22 protein-coding genes are annotated in these 18855 nt (G+C 72.2%); 7 read left to right on the top strand and 15 right to left on the bottom strand.

Annotated elements, in window-relative coordinates; translation table 11 throughout:
- Positions 1-31: 31 nt before the first annotated feature.
- The 6 genes from ccsA to HT134_RS32605 form a co-directional block, all read right to left on the bottom strand.
- Positions 32-982: a cytochrome c biogenesis protein CcsA gene (ccsA, locus tag HT134_RS32630; protein WP_175604324.1), complete on the bottom strand. Its 951-nt coding sequence runs from the start codon at positions 980-982 to the stop codon at positions 32-34.
- On the bottom strand, positions 972-2534 hold the full coding sequence (gene resB, locus HT134_RS32625; protein ID WP_175604323.1) for a cytochrome c biogenesis protein ResB: 1563 nt from the start codon (positions 2532-2534) through the stop codon (positions 972-974). Before resB ends, ccsA begins: the two co-directional genes overlap by 11 nt.
- On the bottom strand, positions 2534-3256 hold the full coding sequence (locus tag HT134_RS32620; RefSeq protein WP_175604322.1) for a cytochrome c biogenesis CcdA family protein: 723 nt from the start codon (positions 3254-3256) through the stop codon (positions 2534-2536). Before HT134_RS32620 ends, resB begins: the two co-directional genes overlap by 1 nt.
- Positions 3249-3836: a TlpA family protein disulfide reductase gene (locus tag HT134_RS32615; protein ID WP_175604321.1), complete on the bottom strand. Its 588-nt coding sequence runs from the start codon at positions 3834-3836 to the stop codon at positions 3249-3251. The genes HT134_RS32620 and HT134_RS32615 overlap by 8 nt, the downstream gene beginning before the upstream one ends.
- 117 nt (positions 3837-3953) lie before the next feature.
- On the bottom strand, positions 3954-4595 hold the full coding sequence (locus tag HT134_RS32610) for a histidine phosphatase family protein (RefSeq protein WP_175604320.1): 642 nt from the start codon (positions 4593-4595) through the stop codon (positions 3954-3956).
- Between the two features lie 70 nt (positions 4596-4665).
- The gene (locus tag HT134_RS32605) at positions 4666-5586 is read right to left on the bottom strand and encodes a LysR family transcriptional regulator (protein WP_175604319.1); all 921 of its coding nucleotides are present in this window, start codon (positions 5584-5586) and stop codon (positions 4666-4668) included.
- A gap of 329 nt (positions 5587-5915) precedes the next feature.
- On the opposite strand from HT134_RS32605, the gene HT134_RS32600 reads away from it, so the two are divergent.
- Entirely contained in the window at positions 5916-6236 is a 321-nt protein-coding gene (locus HT134_RS32600) for a hypothetical protein (protein ID WP_175604318.1), read from the top strand.
- Here HT134_RS32600 and HT134_RS32595 read toward each other — a convergent pair.
- Both HT134_RS32595 and HT134_RS32590 read right to left on the bottom strand, forming a co-directional pair.
- Positions 6182-6679 carry a cupin domain-containing protein gene (locus HT134_RS32595; RefSeq protein ID WP_175604317.1) on the bottom strand — a complete coding sequence of 166 codons (498 nt, stop codon included), beginning with the start codon at positions 6677-6679 and terminating at the stop codon, positions 6182-6184. The two genes, HT134_RS32600 and HT134_RS32595, sit on opposite strands and share 55 nt — an antisense overlap.
- A gap of 34 nt (positions 6680-6713) precedes the next feature.
- A complete protein-coding gene (locus tag HT134_RS32590) occupies positions 6714-7085 on the bottom strand; it encodes a DUF4267 domain-containing protein (RefSeq protein WP_175604316.1) in 372 nt (123 codons plus the stop codon).
- Positions 7086-7180: 95 nt separating this feature from the next.
- Between HT134_RS32590 and HT134_RS32585 the strand changes: the two genes are divergently transcribed.
- From HT134_RS32585 to HT134_RS32575, 3 genes are all read left to right on the top strand, one after another.
- A complete protein-coding gene (locus HT134_RS32585; RefSeq protein ID WP_175604315.1) occupies positions 7181-7759 on the top strand; it encodes a TetR/AcrR family transcriptional regulator in 579 nt (192 codons plus the stop codon).
- 119 nt (positions 7760-7878) lie between these two features.
- Entirely contained in the window at positions 7879-8634 is a 756-nt protein-coding gene (locus HT134_RS32580) for a neutral zinc metallopeptidase (RefSeq protein WP_175604314.1), read from the top strand.
- A gap of 61 nt (positions 8635-8695) precedes the next feature.
- Positions 8696-9238 carry a GNAT family N-acetyltransferase gene (locus HT134_RS32575; protein WP_175604313.1) on the top strand — a complete coding sequence of 181 codons (543 nt, stop codon included), beginning with the start codon at positions 8696-8698 and terminating at the stop codon, positions 9236-9238.
- Between the two features lie 7 nt (positions 9239-9245).
- Here the strand turns inward: HT134_RS32575 and hemL are convergent, their stop codons facing one another.
- Positions 9246-10535, bottom strand: a complete 1290-nt coding sequence (hemL, locus tag HT134_RS32570) for a glutamate-1-semialdehyde 2,1-aminomutase (protein ID WP_175604312.1) — start codon at positions 10533-10535, stop codon at positions 9246-9248.
- Positions 10536-10619: 84 nt separating this feature from the next.
- Here hemL and HT134_RS32565 point away from each other — a divergent pair, with 84 nt between their 5' ends.
- The 3 genes from HT134_RS32565 to HT134_RS47855 all read left to right on the top strand — a co-directional run bounded on the left by HT134_RS32565 (position 10620) and on the right by HT134_RS47855 (position 12580).
- On the top strand, positions 10620-11555 hold the full coding sequence (locus HT134_RS32565) for a CPBP family intramembrane glutamic endopeptidase (protein WP_175604311.1): 936 nt from the start codon (positions 10620-10622) through the stop codon (positions 11553-11555).
- A 49-nt stretch (positions 11556-11604) separates the two neighbouring features.
- The gene (locus HT134_RS32560; RefSeq protein ID WP_175604310.1) at positions 11605-11955 is read left to right on the top strand and encodes a PadR family transcriptional regulator; all 351 of its coding nucleotides are present in this window, start codon (positions 11605-11607) and stop codon (positions 11953-11955) included.
- Positions 11956-12109: 154 nt separating this feature from the next.
- On the top strand, positions 12110-12580 hold the full coding sequence (locus tag HT134_RS47855; protein ID WP_312888624.1) for an ABC transporter permease: 471 nt from the start codon (positions 12110-12112) through the stop codon (positions 12578-12580).
- Between the two features lie 65 nt (positions 12581-12645).
- Here HT134_RS47855 and HT134_RS32550 read toward each other — a convergent pair whose 3' ends face one another.
- The 6 genes from HT134_RS32550 to HT134_RS32525 all read right to left on the bottom strand — a co-directional run bounded on the left by HT134_RS32550 (position 12646) and on the right by HT134_RS32525 (position 18767).
- On the bottom strand, positions 12646-13275 hold the full coding sequence (locus HT134_RS32550; RefSeq protein ID WP_175604309.1) for a bifunctional DNA primase/polymerase: 630 nt from the start codon (positions 13273-13275) through the stop codon (positions 12646-12648).
- 138 nt (positions 13276-13413) lie between these two features.
- On the bottom strand, positions 13414-14397 hold the full coding sequence (hemB, locus tag HT134_RS32545; RefSeq protein ID WP_175604308.1) for a porphobilinogen synthase: 984 nt from the start codon (positions 14395-14397) through the stop codon (positions 13414-13416).
- Positions 14394-15938 (bottom strand): bifunctional uroporphyrinogen-III C-methyltransferase/uroporphyrinogen-III synthase, encoded by a 1545-nt coding sequence (locus HT134_RS32540; protein WP_175604307.1) that lies wholly within the window; start codon positions 15936-15938, stop codon positions 14394-14396. The genes hemB and HT134_RS32540 overlap by 4 nt, the downstream gene beginning before the upstream one ends.
- Positions 15935-16840: a hydroxymethylbilane synthase gene (gene hemC / locus HT134_RS32535; protein WP_312888620.1), complete on the bottom strand. Its 906-nt coding sequence runs from the start codon at positions 16838-16840 to the stop codon at positions 15935-15937. Before hemC ends, HT134_RS32540 begins: the two co-directional genes overlap by 4 nt.
- Positions 16837-18093, bottom strand: a complete 1257-nt coding sequence (locus HT134_RS32530) for a glutamyl-tRNA reductase (protein ID WP_175604306.1) — start codon at positions 18091-18093, stop codon at positions 16837-16839. Before HT134_RS32530 ends, hemC begins: the two co-directional genes overlap by 4 nt.
- Positions 18090-18767 carry a redox-sensing transcriptional repressor Rex gene (locus HT134_RS32525; RefSeq protein WP_175591103.1) on the bottom strand — a complete coding sequence of 226 codons (678 nt, stop codon included), beginning with the start codon at positions 18765-18767 and terminating at the stop codon, positions 18090-18092. The genes HT134_RS32530 and HT134_RS32525 overlap by 4 nt, the downstream gene beginning before the upstream one ends.
- Between the last annotated feature and the right edge of the window lie 88 nt (positions 18768-18855).

Here is an 18855-nt window from a genome sequence, read left to right as displayed (position 1 = left end):
CCTCCCCGTCCGCACCGACCGCCCGTGCCCGTCAGTTCACGTCGGCGTAGCTGTGCAGGCCGCTGATGAAGATGTTCACGCCGACGAGGTTGAACAGCAGGCAGCCGAAGGCGATGAGCTGCACGATCGTCGCCGCGCGGCCCCGCCAGCCCGCCGTCACCCGCGCGTGCAGGTAGGCGGCGTAGGCCACCCAGGTGATGAACGCCCAGATCTCCTTGGGGTCCCAGCCCCAGTAGCGCCCCCACGCCTTGTCCGCCCAGAGCGCGCCCGCGATGACGGCGAACGTCCACACCGGGAACGACAGGACGATCGCCCGGTGCGCCACCCGCTCCAGGTCGGCCCGCGACGGCAGGCGCGAGAGCCCGTCGCCGCGCACCAGGTACAGGATGCCCGCGACACCGGCCAGGACGAACAGGCCGCTCGACAGGATCGCCGCCGTGACGTGGATGGCCACCCAGTACGAGTTGAGCGCCGGCACCACCGGGCCCGCGGCCGTGTAGAGCACCTTGACCGCGAAGCCGAGCCCCAGCGTCGCCGTGATCATGACGAACGCGCCCAGGAAGCGCACGTTCTGCCGGACCTGCGTGACGAGGAACGCGGTCACCGCGGCGAAGCAGATCGCCACCACGAACTCGTACATGTTGCCCCAAGGCCACCGGTCCACGGCGAGACCCCGGGTGACGATCGCGGCCAGGTTGGCCGCCCAGCCCAGCCAGCCGAGCACCAGCGCGGCGACACCGGCCTTGGGCGCCCAGCTCGGCGGCTCCACCCCCTCCTGGGCGGCGGGAGGCGCTCCGCCGGCCGCCTCGCCGTCGCCCGCGGCGCCGACGGTGACGGGCACCTTGGCGCGCCTGGCGGCCACGTCGGAGCGCGCCCGGCCGAAGGCCAGCTCCAGCGCGAAGCCGACCATGGAGAAGAGGTAGAGCAGCACCGCGGCGACGACGAAGAGGTCGCTCACCTCGGCCAGTCGGTCAGCGGTCATCCCTGTCTCCAGCTGTGAGAACCTGCACGATGTCGTCGAACTCCTCGGCGAAGCCCGCGGCCGAGCCCTCGGTGCGGGTCAGACCGCCCACCTCGGCCGTGCCCCCGTCGCCGATCCGCACCCACACGCGGCGGCGGCGGATCATCAGCGACAGCGCGATCGAGACCGTCGCGAGCCCCGCGAAGATCAACGCCGGAAGGCGGCCCGGGTCGTAGGCGATCTGGAGCGTGATCCACTCCTTGACGCCGGTGAACTCCAGCTTCCCCGCGCCGCCCGGCAGGTCGAGGGACTTGCCCACGGCCAGCGGCTTCGGCACGGAGGTGCCCATCACCAGCGGTTTGAGCTTCTTCATGAGGTCGGGAGGCGCCAGCTCGTACACCGACTGCGGCCGGCCGGAGCGCACGCCGAAGTCGCCGGTGAACGCGCCGAGGACCTGGACCTCGGGCTGCAGCTCGCCGGGGAAGGCGGAGGCGTAGGTGCCGTCGGTCAGCGGCACGCTCGTCGGCAGGAAGCGCAGCAGGAAGCCGAGCTGCGAGGGCCGGGCGTCGGGCGCCTTCACCACGCACCCGGAGGTCAGCGTGGGCTTGTGCTCGATGAGGCACGGCACCGGCCCCTCGAAGGCCACCTGGCCCTGGCCGTCGGTGACCTTGAAGACCGGCGCGTAGCCGTGGCCGATGAGGTAGGTCTGCGTGCCGTCGATCTCCAGCGGCTCGTTGACCTTCAGCTCGTAGTCGCGGGCGGGCGCCGTCGGAGCGTCGTTGACGCGCAGGTAGGCGGAGTAGTCGAGCTCCTGCCCCCGCTTGTCGCCCTGGACCTGGTAGGTGGCCTTGAAGTCCTTGAGCTCGAACGAGAACGGCTCCAGCGACTCGGCCGACACCTCGCGGCCGGGGATGAACCGGTCGTAGTTGGCGACCGTGTTGGCGAAGCCGTCACCCTCGACGACGAGCACGTTGCCCCGGTAGCCGAACAGCGAGCCGATGCCGACCGCCACCAGCAGGCCGAGCAGCGAGACGTGGAAGAGCAGGTTGCCGGTCTCCCGCAGGTAGCCCTTCTCGGCGGCCACCCATCCGTCGCCGGTGTCGACCCGGAAACGGCGGGCGCGCAGCCGCCGGGCGGCCTCCTCGACCGTCAGGTCGGCGGCGAGGGCGGCGTGGTGCGGCAGCCGCGACAGGTTGCGCGGGGCGGCGGGCGGGCGGCGGCGCAGCTCCCGCAGGTAGGTGGCGGTGCGCGGGAGGACGCAGCCGATCAGCGAGGTGAACAGCAGCAGGTAGATCGCCGCGAACCAGACCGAGGTGAAGACGTCGAAGAGCTGGAAGCGGTCGTACCACTCGGCGAGCGTGGGGTTGTCCTGGAAGAGCCGCGCCACCTTGTCCGGCTCGACGCCGCGCTGCGGCACCAGCGACCCGGGCACCGAGGCCAGCGCGAACAGGAACAGCAGGATGAGCGCCGTCTTCATCGAGGTGAGCGTGCGCCAGAACCAGCGCGCCCAGCCGAGCGCGCCGAACCCGGCGGGCTGCGGCGTCCGCTCCTTCTCCAACTCCTTGACGGCCATCAGATCACCGGCCTGAACCCGCCGACGAGGCCCTGCATGCTTGCGATCATCTCTCCCCACAGGCCGGTCACGAGCAGGAGCCCGACGGCCACCATCATGCCGCCGCCGATCCGGGTGATCAGCCGGCTGTGCCGGCGGATGGCGCGGAACGTGCGCAGCGCCTTGCTGTAGGCCAGGGCGGCGGCCACGAACGGCAGCCCGAGCCCCAGCGCGTACGCCACTGCGAGCAGCGCGCCCCGCGAGGCGCTGCCCTCGTTGAGCCCGAGCCCCAGCACCACGGCCAGCGTCGGGCCGATGCACGGCGTCCAGCCCAGCCCGAAGACCACCCCGAGCAGCGGCGCGCCGGCCAGCCCCGCGGCCGGCAGCCGGTGGATGCGCACGTCGCGCATGAGCGCGGGCAGCACGCCGAGGAAGGCCAGCCCGAGCACGATCGTCAGCACGCCGATCACGCGCGTGATGACGTCGGCGTTGATCCGCATCACCGAGCCGAGCGTGCCGAACAGCGCTCCCCCGGTCACGAACACCACCGCGAACCCGGCCACGAACAGCGCCGTGCCCAGCACCAGCCGCCCCCGCCTGGGGTCGGCGCTCATGCCGGTCACGTACGACAGGTAGCCCGGCACCAGCGGCAGCACGCACGGCGACAGGAACGACACGATCCCCGCGAGGACGGCGATCGGGACGGCCAGCAGCAGCGAGCCGGAGGCGACGACGTCACTCATCGCGCACCTTGGTCACGGTGTCCATGAGGTCCTGGTAGCGGACCGCGCCGAGCGCGCGGGCGGCGATGCGGCCCTGCTCGTCGATCACCAGGGTGGACGGGATCGCGGCGGGCGGCACCGTGCCCTGGAAGGCCAGCGCCACCTTGCCGGGCTGGTCGAAGATGCTGGCGTAGCCGGTCTGCTCGGTGCGCTCGAACGCCTGCGCGTCGGCCTTGCGGTCCTTGAAGTCGACGCCGACGAACTCGACGCCGCTGCCCTTGGTCTTGGCGGCGACGTCCTTGAGCACGGGCGCCTCGGCACGGCACGGCCCGCACCAGGAGGCCCAGAAGTTGAGCACCACGACCTTGCCCTTGTGCGCGGCCAGGGAGGTGGTGCCGCCGTCGAGCGTCTCGCCCTCGATCGCGGGGGCCGGCTTGCGGTCGGCCGCGGGGAACACCTGCATCGTGCCGTCGCCCGCGACGAAGCGCGTGTCGCCCGCCTGAGGCTGCCCGCTCTGGTTGCTGCCCGCGCAGCCCGCCGCCAGGACGGCCACGAGGGCGAGCGAGCCGACGGAGGCGAGGGAGACGGGCTTCGCGCGCACGGGGAAGATCTCCTTGTACTACAACCGGTAGAGCTTGCAACTCTACCGGCGGAACCGGCCGGCCAGGACTCTGGGGGCGGCGCGGCGGGGTCGGGGCGGCGAGATCGGGGAGGGGGCTCAGGCGCCCGGGAGGGTGGGCCCCTTGACGAGCGAGCCCGCCGGCTCGCTGTAGCCGACGCTGACCAGCCGGTTGCCCTCGAACGTGAACGTGGTGAGGCTGGCCAGCGCGCACTGCCTGCGCCGCGGGTCGTGCCAGAGCCTGCGCCGCCCCTCGGCCGCCATACGGATCGCCCAGATGGGGAGCTGGTGGCTGACCAGGACCGTCTCGTGCCCACGCGCGGCGTCGCGGGCCTCCTCCACGATCGAGCGCATGCGCGCGATGATCACGGGGTACGGCTCGCCCCAGGACGGGCGCATGGGGTTCCAGAAGTAGCGGTAGTTGCGCGGGTTGCGGAAGATCTGCAGCCCCTGCCCCACCGTGCGGCCTTCGAGCAGGTTGCCGGCCTCGATCAGCCGGTCGTCGGTGGTGACGTCGAGGCCCAGCGTCTGCGCCAGGGGGGCCACGGTCTCCTGGGCGCGCTCCAGGGGAGAGCTGTAGAGGGCGACGATGTCACGGGAGGCCACCGCCTTGGCGACGGTCTCGGCCATCAGCCGGCCGGTGTCGGACAGGTGGTATCCGGGCAACCGGCCGTAGAGGACGCCGTTGGGGTTGTGCACCTCGCCGTGACGCATCAGGTGGACGACGGTGGTTTCAGCCATGATGAGCCACAGCCTATCCGTTCCCTCCCTGACGTCCCGATGGGCCCTGAGCGGCGTGCCGCACGGGGTTTCAGACGGTGGCCCAGGCGTTCTCGTGGGCGCGGCTGGCCTGGGTCAGCGCCTCGACCGCGGCCCTGATCGCGGGCCGGCGGGCCGCGTCCGTGCGCCAGATCGCGTAGATCCGCCGGGACTGCCGGGGCCGCAGCGGCACGACGCTGGCTCCGTCGGGGACGCGGTCCCGGCCGAGCCTGGGGATGATGGCGCAGCCGAGCCCGGCGGCGACCAGCGCCATCTGCGTCGGGTACTCGTCGGCCATGCAGGAGATCTCCGGCTCCAGGTCGGCGTTGCGCAGCGTGAAGACGAGCCAGTCATGGCAGACCGTGCCGGGCGCGGAGCTGATCCACTGCTCGCCGCTCAGCGCGGCCAGCTCGACCTCCTTGCTGCCCGCGAACGGATGGCCGCTCGGCACCACCACGTCGGCGATGTCGTCGAGCAGCGTCGCCTTGGACAGGCCCTCGGGCATGGCCATGGGGCGGTTCATCCAGTCCTGGATGATGCCGAGGTCCAGCTCGCCGCGCGCCACCTCGCGCACCACGCGCTCGGGCTCGCGCTCGTTGAGCAGGACGTGCAGATCGGGGTGGCGCTCGCGCAGCCCGCTGAGCGCGCCAGGCATGAGCCCGCGGGCCGCGGTCGGGAAGGCGCCCAGGTGCAGCCTGCCGACGACCGCGCCGCGCAACGCCTCGAAGTCGGCCTCGGCGGTCTCCACCAGGGCGAGGATGCGCTCGGCGTGCTCGGCCAGCAGCCCGGCGGCGTCGGTGAGCCGCACGCCGCGGCCGTTGCGCTCCATGAGGCGGGCGCCGGTCTCGCGTTCGAGCTTGGCGATCTGCTGGGACACCGCCGACGGCGTGACCATCAGCGCGTCGGCCGCCGCGCCGACCGAGCCGTAGACGTGGACGGCGTGAAGGGCCTTGAGCCGGTTCAGGTCCAACATGTAAGCCAGCCTAAAGGGTTTAGCGTAGAAAGTCTCGCTTGTCCTTCAATCTGTAGCGAAGGAAAATATATGCATGCGAATCCTTAAGACGAAGAAGCAGTCCGCCCCCACGTTCTCCTACCTCAAGGTCCTGGCCGAGCAGGCCCGCGAGTCGCGCGTCCGCTACCAGAAGCCGCGCTCTGCGTGACCTCGCGCCAGCTGACACTCCGCCACCTGGCGCTGGCCGTCGGCCTCGCGGCGTGCTCATGGTCGCGCCCGCTTCGCCGCTCGTCGGCTCCTGCGTCGCTCTCTCCCGGCGAGCTCCTGCGCTCCTCTGGGGTGTCAACTTCGTGGTGATGCAGGTCGGCCTGCGTCACTTCCCGCCGCTGCTCTACGCGGGACTCAGGTTCGCCCTGGCCGGACTCCCCGCCCTGCTGTTCGTGGGGCGGCCCCAGGTGGCGTGGCGCTGGGTCGCCGGCGTGGCGGCGGCGATCGGAGTCGGGACGCCCGCGCTCCCGCTCGTCACGCCTCGCCGCGCCCGCACGGGCGGCTTCCACGGCCTCCGTGAGCTCCACGGCGCCGCGCAGCTCGCGCCCCTGACCTCGCGCGCCCGCCGTCATGCCTTGCGGGCGCGCTCCCACGCCTCGCTGGTCCTGAAGTGGGTGTCGTAGAGCTCCTGGACGTCGAGCAGGCTCTCCGGCGGCACCTTGCCGTACGCGACGCGCTCCAGGTGGCGGAAGTACTCGAACCGCGCGACGCCCGGCGTGATGACGATGAGCAGGTCGGCGTCCTCGCCCGGGGCGGCGGCGAAGGCGTGCTCGACGTTCGGCGGGACGACGACGAGGTCGCCGCGCTCCGCGGTGACCACCTGCTCGCCGGACAGGAGCTGCGCGGTGCCGTCGAGCACGTAGAACAGCTCGGCCGAGCCCGCGTGGAGATGCGGCTTGGCGCCGTCGGCGCCGTCGGCCAGCGTGACGCGCTGGGTGGACAGCGCGCCGCCGGTGGAGTCGCCGTCGGCCAGCAGGCGGATCGTGGCCGGGGCCCGGCCGATGACCTCCGCCTCGGCGGAGCGGACGATCACGGACTCGGTGAAGCGCGGGTCGATGTGGGACATGCGGTGAACTCCTTGCCTTGACGGGTGCTGTCGTTCAGACCAGGAAGAGCAGGGCGGAGCTGATGAGGACCGCCACTGCGGTGGCGAAGTGGACGCCGAAGGCGACCGCCTTGGCGCCGCCGTTGCGCAGCACGATGACGGTGTCCGCGAACGGCATGATCGCGGCCACGAGCATGAACCACGCCTCGGCGCGGGCCCCGACGAAGAACAGCAGGGCCAGACCCATGACGCCGTAGGTGAGGTCGCGCCACCCCTTGATCGTCAGGTAGACGGCGGCGTCGCCGTGCTCGGCCGGGACGCCGTAGCCGGCCGCGGCGGCGCGGGGCTGCGTGAGGAACCGGTAGCCGATGAAGAGGATGAGCAGGTCGAGGACGACGGCGAGCCCGTAGGCGATGGGGGACAGCATGACGGTCTCCGTTCAGGGATTGCTAGCAGCGCTAGGAACGAGAATGACGCTAGCAGAGCATGGACAGAAACGCTAGCGATGCTAGAGTCGAGAGCATGTCGATACAGGCGCGCCGAGAGCGCGAGCGTGCGGAACGTGAGCGGCTGATCATCGAGGCGGCCCGCGAGCTGGCCGAGAACGAGGGCTGGGAGGCGGTGACCACCCGCCGCCTCGCCGAGCGCGTGGAGTACAGCCAGCCGGTCCTCTACAGCCACTTCAAGGGCAAGGACGCGATCATGGCGGCGGTCGCGGTCGAGGGCTGCGCCGACCTCGCCGTCGAGCTGCGCGCCGGCCGCCTCGCCGCCGACGGCCCCGAGGAGGCGCTGGCCGCCGTCGCCGACGCGTACTCGTCGTTCGCCGAGCGGCGGCCGGCACTGTACGACGCCATCTTCAGCCAGCGCGTGGACCTGCCGTTCGCGACGCCGGAGGCACCGGCCGCCCTGCAGGCCGCCTTCGGCGAGCTGCGGGAAGCCGTGCGCCCCTTCGCGGGCGACGACGACCTGGGCCTGCTGACGGAGACGTTCTGGAGCGGCCTGCACGGGCTGGTGACGCTCATGCGGGACGGCAGGCTCCCGCGCGAGGCCCACGCCCGCCGCGTCGCCATCCTGCTGGCCCGCTTTGGGAGCGGCCTTTAGGCCCCTTTTTATGGCGATAGATCGCCATTCATTGGTTGAGAGTCACCAGCGTGGATAATGTCGGCATCCAAGGTCATTTTGTGGCTAGGATGCCGCCCATGCGGTTAACCCCCCTCGTTGTGGCATGCACGCTTTTCTCCCTGCTGCTCACCGGCACGGCCCAGGCGTCCGTTTACCCCATCAGAGAGCCCGAGCTCACCAAGAACAAGCTGTACGGCACCGGCGCGCTCGAACCGGGCGAGTGCCGCGAGCGGGACCTCCAGGACAACCACGTCCCCTCCGCCAAGCGCTACCTCACCGCGGTCCTGAACTGCCTCAACACCTCGTGGGGGGCTCATTTCAAGCGCGCCGGCATGCCGTTCACCAAGTCGAGAATCGGCTTCATCACCAAACCGCGGCGATACTGCGGCCACAAGTGGGGCAAGTACACCGCCGCGACATACTGCGACAAGGAGCGGCGCTTCCTCGTCCTTCTCGACAAGGACACCCTGTCCGACCCCGAGGGCGTGTCCCTCATGCAGCTCGCCGCGCACGAATACGGGCACCATATTCAGAACATCACCGGCATGGCCCGGGCGTTCGACTACTACCCGTACAAGGGCAAGAAAGAGCTCAACGAGCAGATCCGGCGCTACGAGCTCCAGGCGGAGTGCCTGAGCGGCGTCTTCGTCGGCAGCGTCTGGGAGTCCCTCGGCCGCGACGAGGCCGACTGGGACGACCTCGTGGACGTGACCCGGGAGAGCGGCGACGAGTGGACCAAGGCCTCCGACCACGGCAAGGGCCGCAACATGGCTGCCTGGCTCGACAAGGGCTTCCGCGCCGCCGCCCCGAAGGCGTGCAACACCTGGGTGGCCCCGAGCTCCAAGGTCTCCTGACCGGCCGGCAACGGCGTGCGGCGGCCTCGGGCGGAGGGTCGCCCTCCCCCGAGGAGGCACGATGATCACCTGGCGCCGGGTCGAGGAGCGGGACTTCCCCCTGCTGGGCCGGTGGCTGGCCCAGCCGCACGTGGCCCGCTGGTGGAACCACGAGACGTCGCCCGAGGCGGTCGAGCGCGACTTCGGCCCGGCCGCCAGAGGCGAGGAGCCGTCGGAGGACCTGCTCGTCCTGCTCGACGGCCGGCCGCTGGGGCTGGTGCAGCGGTGCCGGCTGGCCGACTACCCGCGGTACGCGGCGGAGCTGTCCGGCGTCGTCGAGGTTCCCGGCGGGGCGATGAGCATCGACTACCTGATCGGCGAGCCCGAGCTGACGGGGCGCGGGCTCGGGCCCGCGATGATCCGCGCCGTCGTCGCGGCGACCTGGGCGGATCACCCCGGGGCCACGGCCGTCGTGGTGCCGGTGGTCGCGGCCAACCGGGCGTCCTGGCGGGCGCTGGAGAAGGCGGGGCTGCGCCGGGTGGGCGAGGGCGAGCTGGAGCCGGACAACCCGGTGGACGACCCGGCTCACTACGTGTACCGGATCGACCGCCCGCTCACCCCCTGACCACGGCCTACCGGGTGGCGGCGGCGGCCTTGGCGGCGATGGGCAGCGCCTCGGCCACCCGGCCCAGGGCCTCCTCGTCGTGCGCCGCCGACAGGAACCACGCCTCGTACGCCGACGGCGGCAGGTAGACGCCCTGGTCGAGCATGGCGTGGAAGAAGGCGCGGTAGGCGGAGACGTCCTGGGTGCGGGCCCGGTCGAAGTCCGTCACGTCGGCGTCGGTGAAGAAGATCGAGAACAGGTTGCCCGCCCGCTGGAGCCGGTGCGGCACGCCCTCGGCGGCCAGCGCCTCCGAGGCGGCCCGGCCCAGTTCCAGCGCCGCGGCGTCCACCTTGGCGTACACGGCGTCGTCCAGGAGCCGCAGCGTGGTCAGGCCGGCGGCGACGGCCAGCGGGTTGCCCGACAGCGTGCCGGCTTGGTAGACGGGTCCCTCCGGCGCGAGGTGCGCCATGACGTCGGCCCGGCCGCCGAAGGCCGCGGCGGGCAGCCCGCCGCCCATGACCTTGCCGAACGTCATCAGGTCGGCCTCGACCGGGTCCAGCCCGTACCAGCCGGCGGCCGAGACGCGGAAGCCGGTGAGGACCTCGTCGATGACGAGCAGGGCGCCGTTGGCGGTGCACAGCTCGCGCAGCCGCGCGTTGAAGCCGTCGCGCGGCGGCACCACGCCCATGTTGGCCGGGCACGCCTCGGTGATGACGCAGGCGATCTCGGCCGCCGCGAACGCCGCCTCCACCGCCTCGATGTCGTTGTACGGCAGGACGATCGTGTCGGCGGCCGACGCCCCGGTGACGCCCGGCGTGTCCGGCAGCCCGAACGTCACCACGCCGGAGCCGGCCGAGGCGAGCAGCGCGTCGACGTGGCCGTGGTAGCAGCCCGCGAACTTGATGATCTTGGAGCGGCCGGTGAAGCCGCGGGCCAGGCGCACCGCGCTCATCGTCGCCTCGGTGCCGGAGCTGACCAGGCGGATCCGCTCGACCGGGCCGACCCGGCCGACGATCTCCTCGGCCAGCTCGACCTCGCCCTCGGTGGCCGTGCCGAACCCGAAGCCGCGCGAGACCGCCTGCGAGACCGCCTCCACGACGGCCGGATGGCGGTGGCCGAGGATCATCGGCCCCCAGGAGCACACGAGGTCGACGTAGCGGTTGCCGTCGACGTCCGTGACGTAGGGGCCCTCGCCCGACGCCATGAAACGCGGGGTGCCGCCGACCGCGCCGAACGCGCGGACCGGCGAGTTGACGCCTCCCGGCACGAGGGCGCGGGCGCGGTTGAACAGGTCCTCGGACTTCTGTGTACGGCTCACGCGCTCCAGGTTAGCCGCGGAGGGTCGTGGTGCCCCGGTGGACCCGTCCCGTCGTACCCCGAAATATGTACACATGATCGGCCGGTGAGAGGAGGACACCCGGCCACCGCGTCCGCGACGATCGGCACCGTGACCACGTCCGCGCCCCGCCCCACCTCAACGGGCCCTTTCACCGGCCCCTTCACCGGCCTGTTCACCGGCCTGGCCATGGCGGCGTTCGCCGCGGCGTACGCCGGGCTGATCGTGACCGGCCACACCGCCGTGACCGCCTCCGCCGACCCCGGCGCCTCCCCGCTCTCGCTGTGGGGCGCCGCGCTGCCGCCACTCGCCGCGATGGCCCTGGCCCGCCTGGTGCCGCCCAGGAGGGAGCCGCCGGCGCCGCTGGCCGGGCTGCCCAGGGACCGGCTGCTCAGGGAGGCGTGGGCGCTCGTGGCCGCGGCCCTGGCCTTCGCGTGCGCGGCGCCGATCGCGCGCGGCGGCCTGGAGCTGCTGTACCCGCCGGTCAAGGTGCTGTTGCTGCTCGTCGTCCCGCTGGTCGTCTTCCGGGTGTCGCGCGGGGACGGCCCGAGGGCCAGGGCGATCCCGGCTCCGGTCACCTGGCTCGCGCCGCTGCCCGCGGTCGTCGCGTGGTTCCTGCTGGCGCAGGTCAGCCCGCTCGCCCCGCCGCTGAGCCAGGACCTGCCCGACCCGGTCACCCTGGCCGTGGCCTCGCTGGTCACGCTGCTCACCGCGAGCGTGCTGGAGGAGGTCTTCTACCGGGGCTGGCTGCAGACCCGGCTGGAGGCGCTGTACGGCCGGTGGCCGGCCGTCCTGGCGTCGTCGTTGCTGTTCGCGTTCCTGCACACCAGCCACATCACGCCCGCGGCGCCCGCGCTCGGCGTGGCGACCATCGTGGCCTTCCAGGGCGTGTTCGGGCTCATGCAGGGCTACCTGTGGGCGCGCTACCGCAACATCTGGGCGGTCATCCTGATCCACACGCTGGTCAACCTGGTGTACGTGCCGATCCTGCTGGGCCGCTGACCCGCTCACGGCGTTGCCGACGCTACGTTCAACGGACTAACGTCCCCTCATGCCCAGAGGAACCTCGGAAGTCAGCGAACCGATGTACTTCGTGCTCGCCGCCCTGCGCGGCGGCCCGCTGCACGGACACGCGATCAGCAAATCGGTCAAGGAGCTCTCGGGGGGCCGGGTCCAGCCCTCGGTCGGCACCCTGTACGGCATCCTGGAACGCCTCAACGAGCGCGGCGTGATCACGGTGGACCGCGAGGAGACGGTCAACGGCCGCAACCGGCGCTACTTCAGGATCACCGATGAGGGCCAGGCGCTCGTGCAGGCCGAGGCCAGGCGCATGCAGGCGGCCGCGTCGCTCGTGCTGCGGCCGTCCGGCGCGCCGTTCGCGCCGCGGCCGTACGGCGCATGACGGCGCTGGAGCGGCGCCACCGCAGGCTGCTGCTCGCCTGTCCCCGGAAGTACCGCGCGGCGCACGGTGACGAGCTGCTCGCATCGACGGGCACGCGTACACGGTCATCGGCGTCCTCGGCGACCTGCGCCGCGAGCGCGACCTCGGCTCCGCCGTGATCGTGCCGCCCACCGCCGGCCGCCGGTTCGGGCTGCGCGACGTGTCGAGGGTGCTGGTCAACACCGACCTGGGCGCCGCGGCGCTCATCGCCCGGCAGGCGCCGGCCGCGCTCGGCCTGGTGTCGCTGCTCGTCGGCGCGGTCGGCATCGCCAACGTCACGCTCGTCACGGTCATGGAGCGGGTCGCGGAGATCGGCCTGCGCCGCTCGCTCGGCGCGGCCCGGCGGCACGTCGCGGCCCAGTTCCTGCTGGAGTCGACGCTGATCGGGCTGACGGGCGGGGTCATCGGGGCGAGCGTGGGCGTGGTCGCGGTGGTCGCCGTCTCGGCGGCCAAGCAGTGGACGCCGCTCCTGGACGTGCGGCTGGCGGTCGCCGCGCCGGTGGCGGGCGCCCTGGTGGGCCTGCTGGCGGGGCTCTACCCCGCGATGCGGGCGGCCCGGATGGAGCCGGTGGACGCGCTCAGGTAGCCGTCACGAGCCATGCGGCGGACAGGCGGACAGGCGGATAGGCGGCCGGGCGGCCGGTGGGGGGCTCAGTCGGCCAGGAACTCCAGCACGCGCAGCGGGTCGGGCAGCGGGCGGCCGTCGGGCGGGCGCAGCCACGTCACGGACCGGCCGCCGGGCAGCAGCGACGGCGGCGCGAGGACGTAGCTGTCGCGGCAGTGCCAGCGCAGCCCCGGCGTGTCGTCGATCGTGGCCGGGTCGCAGTCGAGGTGGCAGGACCACCACTCGTCCTCGTCGTCGGGGTTGCCGCGGGTGGCCACATAGAACAGGACCCGGTCGCCGTTCGCGGCGACCGGGCCCGAGTGCGCTTGCGCGCCGTCGATCCGGGACAGGGCCGTGAGCCCCGTCGTGACGGGTACGTCGAAGACGTCGAACACGCGGCCCGTGGGAAGAATCACGTTGGCCTCGGGCTCCAGGCTCCACCAGCGGGTGAGCTGGGCGGTGTCGGTCGTGGCCTGGAGCTGCCAGGCGGGCGAGAGCGGATGCGCGCCCGGGTCGGGACAGCCCAGCCGGTCGCAGGAGCACGCCCGGGCGCCCTCGGGCAGCGGGTAGGCACCCGGCACGCTCGGCCACCCCAGGGCCGCGTAGCCGAGCACGGAGTCGATCCGGGACGGCCGCGACCGTTTTCTGGTACGCCGAGTCAGAGGTGCCCCCACCATGGTGTCTCCCGTCGCATCGTGCCTGAAGGGATCCCGGCTCCTGGCCTGGCTTCTCGACAAGGGCTCACGCGGGACACACCAGCACTAGTCATCACACTTTATCGCACGAGCCACAGGACACGACGGAAAACCCCCACGTTAGAGACGGCGCGCCACCTCGGTGGCCCAGTAGGTGAGGATGAGGTCGGCGCCGGCCCGCTTGATCGACACCAGCGACTCCATGATCATCTGGTCGCGGTCGATCCAGCCGTTCGCCGCGGCGGCCTCGACCATCGCGTACTCGCCGCTCACCTGGTAGGCGGCCACCGGCACGTCCACCTCGTCGCGGACGCGCCTGATGACGTCCAGGTAGGCCAGGGCGGGCTTGACCATGACCGCGTCGGCTCCCTCGGCCAGGTCGAGCCGCACCTCGCGCAGCGCCTCCTCCAGCGGCCCGGCGGGGTCCTGCTGGTGGGTGCTGCGGTCGCCGAACTGCGGCGCGCACTCGGCGGCGTCGCGGAACGGCCCGAAGAAGGACGAGGCGTACTTCGCCGAGTAGGCGAGGATCGGCAGCTCGGAGAAGCCGTCGGCGTCGAGCGCCGCGCGGATGGCGCCGACCTGGCCGTCCATCATGCCGCTCGGCGCGACCATCTGCGCCCCGGCGCGCGCCTGGGCGACGGCGACGGAGGCGTAGCGCTCCAGCGTGGCGTCGTTGTCGACGTCGCCGGACTCGGTCAGGATGCCGCAGTGGCCGTGGTCGGTGAACTCGTCGAGGCACGTGTCGGCCAGCACCACGAGGGCGTCGCCCACGTCGGACGCGACGTCGCGCAGCGCCACCTGCAGGATGCCGTCGGGGTCGTCGGCGGCCGAGCCGCGCGCGTCCTTGACGGCCGGGATGCCGAACAGGATCACACCGCCCACGCCGGCCTCGGCGGCCTCGTGGGCGGCCTTGCGTAGCGAGTCGCGGGTGTGCTGGAACACCCCGGGCATCGACTGGACCGGCGCCGGCTCGTCGATGCCCTCCTTGACGAACAGCGGCAGGATGAGGTCGGCCGGGTGCAGCCTCGTGCCGGCCACCATCCGCCGGAGGGCGGGAGTGCGCCGCAACCTGCGGGGGCGGGCTGTCGGGAACTCGGCACTCACTTGGCTCTCCTCCTGGCTCCACGGCGGTTCTGGGACGGCCGCCGCGGCGTCTCACCGGCGGCCAGCGCGGCCGAACGCTGCTTGGCGCCGTACTCGGCCAGGGCGGCCGCGAGGGCCGAGGCCGAGGGCTTGTCGGCCATCACGTCGACGCGCAGCCCGAACTCCTCGGCCGTGCTCGCCGTCTGCGGCCCGATGACCGCGATGACCGTGACGTTGTGCGGCTTGCCGGCGATGCCGACGAGGTTGCGCACCGTGGAGGACGACGTGAAGAGCACGGCGTCGAAGCCGCCGCCCTTGATCGCCTCGCGGATCGGCGCGGGCGGCGGCGCCGCCCGCACGGTCCGGTACGCGGTGACGTCGTCGCACTCCCAGCCCAGCTCGGTCAGGCCGGCCACCAGCGTGTCGGTGGAGATGTCGGCGCGCGGCAGCAGCACGCGGTTGATCGGGTCGAGCATGGAGTCGTACGGCGGCCACTCGGCCACCAGGCCCTCCGACGACTGCTCGCCCGAGGGCAGCAGGTCGGGCTTGACGCCGAACTCGATCAGCGCCCGCGCGGTGGCGTCGCCCACGGCGGCCACCTTGAGCCCGGCGAAGGCCCGCGCGTCGAGCCCGTACTCCTCGAACTTCTCGCGCACCGCCTTGACGGCGTTGGCGCTGGTGAAGGCCACCCACTCGTAGCGGCCGGTGACCAGGCCCTTGATGGCGCGGTCCATCTGCTGCGGCGTGCGGGGCGGCTCGACCGAGATGGTCGGCACCTCCTCGGGCACCGCGCCGTAGGAGACGAGCTGCTCCGACAGGCTCCTGGACTGCTCCTTGGTACGGGGCACGAGCACCCGCCAGCCGAACAGCGGCTTGGTCTCGAACCACGACAGCTTGTCGCGCAGGCCCACGGCGTCGCCCACGACGATGAGCGCGGGCTCGGTGAAGCCGGCGTGCTTGAGGTCCGGCTGGAGCCGGCCGAGGGTGGAGACCACGGTGTACTGCTCGGTGGTGGTGCCGCCGCTGCTGACCGCCACGGGCGTGGAGTCGGGCTTGCCGCCGGCGATGAGCGCCTTGGCGATGGGCACGGCCTCGCCGATGCCGTTGTAGATCACCAGGGTGCCCGGGCAGGCGGCGTGGGAGGACCAGTCCTGGTCCTGCGCCGCGTCCACGACGCGGAACTCGGGCACCGAGGCCGCCGGCGGGATGCCGGCGTAGGTGAGCACGGCGGTCGCGGGCGGCACGCCGGGGACGATCTCGAAGTCCACCTCCGCCGCGGAGCACGCGGCGACCTCCTCGGCGACCGAGGAGAACAGCATCGGATCGCCCTCGCACAAGCGCACGACGAACCGGCCCGCCTTGGCGTGCGTGACGAGGTCGCCCGTGGCCACCTCGACGCCTTCGCGGCAGTGGCGCAACAGCGGGCCGTACTGGTCTTCGTCGAGCACGACCAGGTCGGCCTTGCCGAGCAGCTCTGCGCCGCGGAGCGTGAGCAGGTTGGGATCGCCGGGGCCCGCGCCGACGAAGGCGACGAAGCCGGAGGCTGGACTACTGGGGCTCAATGGGAATGCTCCCCCATCAATCTGTCGGCCCCCTCGGAGATCATCTCGTCCGCGAGTGTGCGGGCGAGAGACACGGCCTCCGAGGGAGAGCCGGCGGTGGACTTGCGGACCGCCCGACGGCCGTCGACGGCGACGACCAGTGCGGTCAGGTTGAGAGTCTGCCCGTCATCGTGGGCGAACGCACCCACGGGGGCCGAGCAGCCCGCCTCCAGGGCGGCCAGCACCTCCCGCTCGGCCGTCACGGCCGAGCGGGTGCGCGGGTCGTCGAGGACGGCGAGGAAGTCGACCAGGTCCTCCCGGTCGGACAGGCACTCCACGGCGAGAGCGCCCTGTCCCGGGGCCGGCATCAGCTCCTCGACCTCGAAGATCTGGGAGATCTCGGAGGTCCTGCCGATCCTGGTCAGGCCGGCCGAGGCGAGCACGACGGCGTCGAGCTCGCCCGAGGTGACCTTGCCGATCCGGGTGTCGGCGTTGCCGCGGATCGGGACGTACTCGAGGTCCGGCCGCATGGCGCGCAGCATGGCGACGCGGCGCGGCGAGCCGGTGCCGACCCTGGCGCCGGGCGCCAGGTCGGCGAAGCGGACCCGGCCGACCAGCGCGTCGCGGTGGTCGTGCCGGGCGGGGATCGCGGCGAGCGTCACCCGCGGGTCCTGCTTGGTGGGCAGGTCCTTGAGCGAGTGGACGGCGAAGTCGATCTCGCCCTCCATGAGCTTGTCGCGCAGCGCGCTGACGAACACGCCCGTGCCGCCGAGCTGCGCGAGGTGCGCCTTGCTGACGTCGCCGAACGTGGTCACGCCGACGAGCTCGACGGCCCGGCCGGTGCGCGCGGTGTACGCGTCGGCGACCATCTGGGACTGCGTGGTGGCCATCAGGCTGCGCCGGGTCCCCAGCCGCAACGTCACAGCTCCACCTCCCTCACGGCCTCGGGCATGGACGGATCGAGATCGAACAGCTCCCGCAGAGCTTCGGCATAATGATCGCCTCCGGGCGAGGTGGCGAGCTGTTTGACACGCACGGTCGGCTCGTGGAGGAGCTTGTCCACGACGCGCTGCACGGTCAGGGCGACCTCGTCGCGCGTCTTGGCGTCGAGCCCGGGGATGCGCATCATGAGGCGGCCCAGCTCGGCCTCGACCACGCTCGCTGCCTTGCCGCGCAGCGCGACCACGGTCGGGGTGACCTTGGCGGCCCGCTCGGCGTCGAGGTAGGCCGTGAGCTCTTGGGAGACGAGCTCACGCACCGACCGCACGGCGTCGCCCTCGCGGGAGCCGATGCCGGACTCCTGGATCGTCTCCAGGTCGACCAGCGTGACGCCGGGCACGGAGCGCACGGCGGGGTCGATGTCGTGCGGCAGCGCGAGGTCCAGCAGGAACGCGCCGCGCGTCAGCATCTCGGGCGTGACCAGGTGGTGGCCGGCGCCGGTGCAGGTGATGACGATGTCGGCCGCCGCCAGCTCTCGGGGAACCGCGGAGAACTCCACCGCCCTGCCGCCGACCGACTCGGCCAGCCGCCTGCCGCGCTCGAAGGTGCGGTTGGCGACGACGATGTCGGTGACGCCCGCGCGGGCCAGCGTGGTGGCGGCCAGCGAGCTCATCGAGCCCGCGCCGATCACCAGGGCCCGCCGGCCGGGCAGCTCGCCGGCCAGCGCGAGGCCCGCGCTGACCAGGGACGCCCCGGCCTGGTCGATGCCGGTGTCGGTGTGGGCGCGCTTGCCGACCCGCAGCGCCTGCTGTGTCAGCTCGTTGAGCACGGCGCCGACCGTGCCCTGCTTCTGGGCCAGCTTGAGCGCCTGGCGCACCTGGCCGAGGATCTGGCCCTCGCCCACCACCATCGAGTCGAGGCCGCACACCACGGAGAAGAGGTGCTCGACGGCACGCTCCTCGTAGTGGACGTACAGGTGCGGCTTGAGCTCCTCCGGTGCGACGCCCGTGTGGACGCTCAGCAGGTCGCACACCGACGTGACGGCGGCGTGGAAGCGGTCGACCGCGGTGTAGACCTCGACCCGGTTGCAGGTCGAGACCACCATGGCCTCCGCCACGCACGCGTCCTGCTGCACGTCGTGCAGGAGTTTGACGAGCGCGTCGCCTGTGAGCGAGACGCGCTCCAGCATGGCCACCGGCGCTGTCCGGTGGCTGAGTCCGATCGCCAGAATGCTCACTGGCTGTCCACGGCCATCAGCGGCCCCCCAGCTTTGCGTTGCTCATGGAACGCAAGGATCTGCAATTCAATTGATAGGTCGACTTTACGGACATCGACGCCGTCCGGCACTGACAGGACGACGGGAGCGAAGTTGAGGATGCTGGTCACTCCCACCGCCACGACACGGTCGCACACTTCCTGGGCCGCCGCAGCCGGTGTCGCCAGAACCACGATGGAGACCCCGCGCCGCTTGATGACGGCCTCGAGCTCGTCGATGTGCTCCACATTCAACCCCGCGATGTCGTCGCCCACCACTTCGGGGTCGGCGTCGATCAGGGCCGCGACGCGGAACCCCCTGGAGACGAAACCGCCGTAGTTGGCGAGCGCACGGCCGAGGTTACCGACTCCGACGATGGCCACGGCCCAGTCCTGGGTCAGGCCCAGCTCGCGGGAGATCTGGTAGACGAGGTACTCGACGTCGTAGCCCACCCCGCGGGTGCCGTACGAGCCGAGGTGGGAGAGGTCCTTGCGGAGCTTGGCCGAGTTGACCCCCGCGGCCACCGCGAGGTCCTCGGAGCTGACCGTGGCGATCGCCTTCTCCGCCATCCCGTGCAGCGCCCGCAGGTACAACGGAAGCCGGGCCACCGTGGCGTCGGGGATGCCGCGGTCACGGGGTTGGGACGGGCTCTTCACGTGCCGGAGCTCCAGGGAACGGGCGGCCGTTGGCCGCGTGAGTGGGATCGAACCGCCTTTCAGGTTAATCCTTTTGTGAACCGACGCA

This window comes from Nonomuraea rhodomycinica, assembly GCF_013363995.1.
GTDB lineage: Bacteria > Actinomycetota > Actinomycetes > Streptosporangiales > Streptosporangiaceae > Nonomuraea > Nonomuraea rhodomycinica.
Note: the sequence above shows the minus strand (reverse complement) of the source record. Positions and strands in the feature narration are given on the sequence as shown.

Bases quoted from the DNA above. Each gene is read 5' to 3' on its own strand.
- HT134_RS32610 (WP_175604320.1), bottom strand. From the start codon at position 4,595: ATGGCTGAAACCACCGTCGTCCACCTGATGCGTCACGGCGAGGTGCAC.
- ccsA (WP_175604324.1), bottom strand. From the start codon at position 982: ATGACCGCTGACCGACTGGCCGAGGTGAGCGACCTCTTCGTCGTCGCC.
- HT134_RS32595 (WP_175604317.1), bottom strand. From the start codon at position 6,679: ATGTCCCACATCGACCCGCGCTTCACCGAGTCCGTGATCGTCCGCTCC.
- HT134_RS32575 (WP_175604313.1), top strand. From the start codon at position 8,696: ATGATCACCTGGCGCCGGGTCGAGGAGCGGGACTTCCCCCTGCTGGGC.
- HT134_RS32585 (WP_175604315.1), top strand. From the start codon at position 7,181: ATGTCGATACAGGCGCGCCGAGAGCGCGAGCGTGCGGAACGTGAGCGG.
- resB (WP_175604323.1), bottom strand. From the start codon at position 2,534: ATGGCCGTCAAGGAGTTGGAGAAGGAGCGGACGCCGCAGCCCGCCGGG.
- HT134_RS32620 (WP_175604322.1), bottom strand. From the start codon at position 3,256: ATGAGTGACGTCGTCGCCTCCGGCTCGCTGCTGCTGGCCGTCCCGATC.
- HT134_RS32605 (WP_175604319.1), bottom strand. From the start codon at position 5,586: ATGTTGGACCTGAACCGGCTCAAGGCCCTTCACGCCGTCCACGTCTAC.
- HT134_RS32550 (WP_175604309.1), bottom strand. From the start codon at position 13,275: ATGGTGGGGGCACCTCTGACTCGGCGTACCAGAAAACGGTCGCGGCCG.
- HT134_RS32590 (WP_175604316.1), bottom strand. From the start codon at position 7,085: ATGCTGTCCCCCATCGCCTACGGGCTCGCCGTCGTCCTCGACCTGCTC.
- HT134_RS32560 (WP_175604310.1), top strand. From the start codon at position 11,605: ATGCCCAGAGGAACCTCGGAAGTCAGCGAACCGATGTACTTCGTGCTC.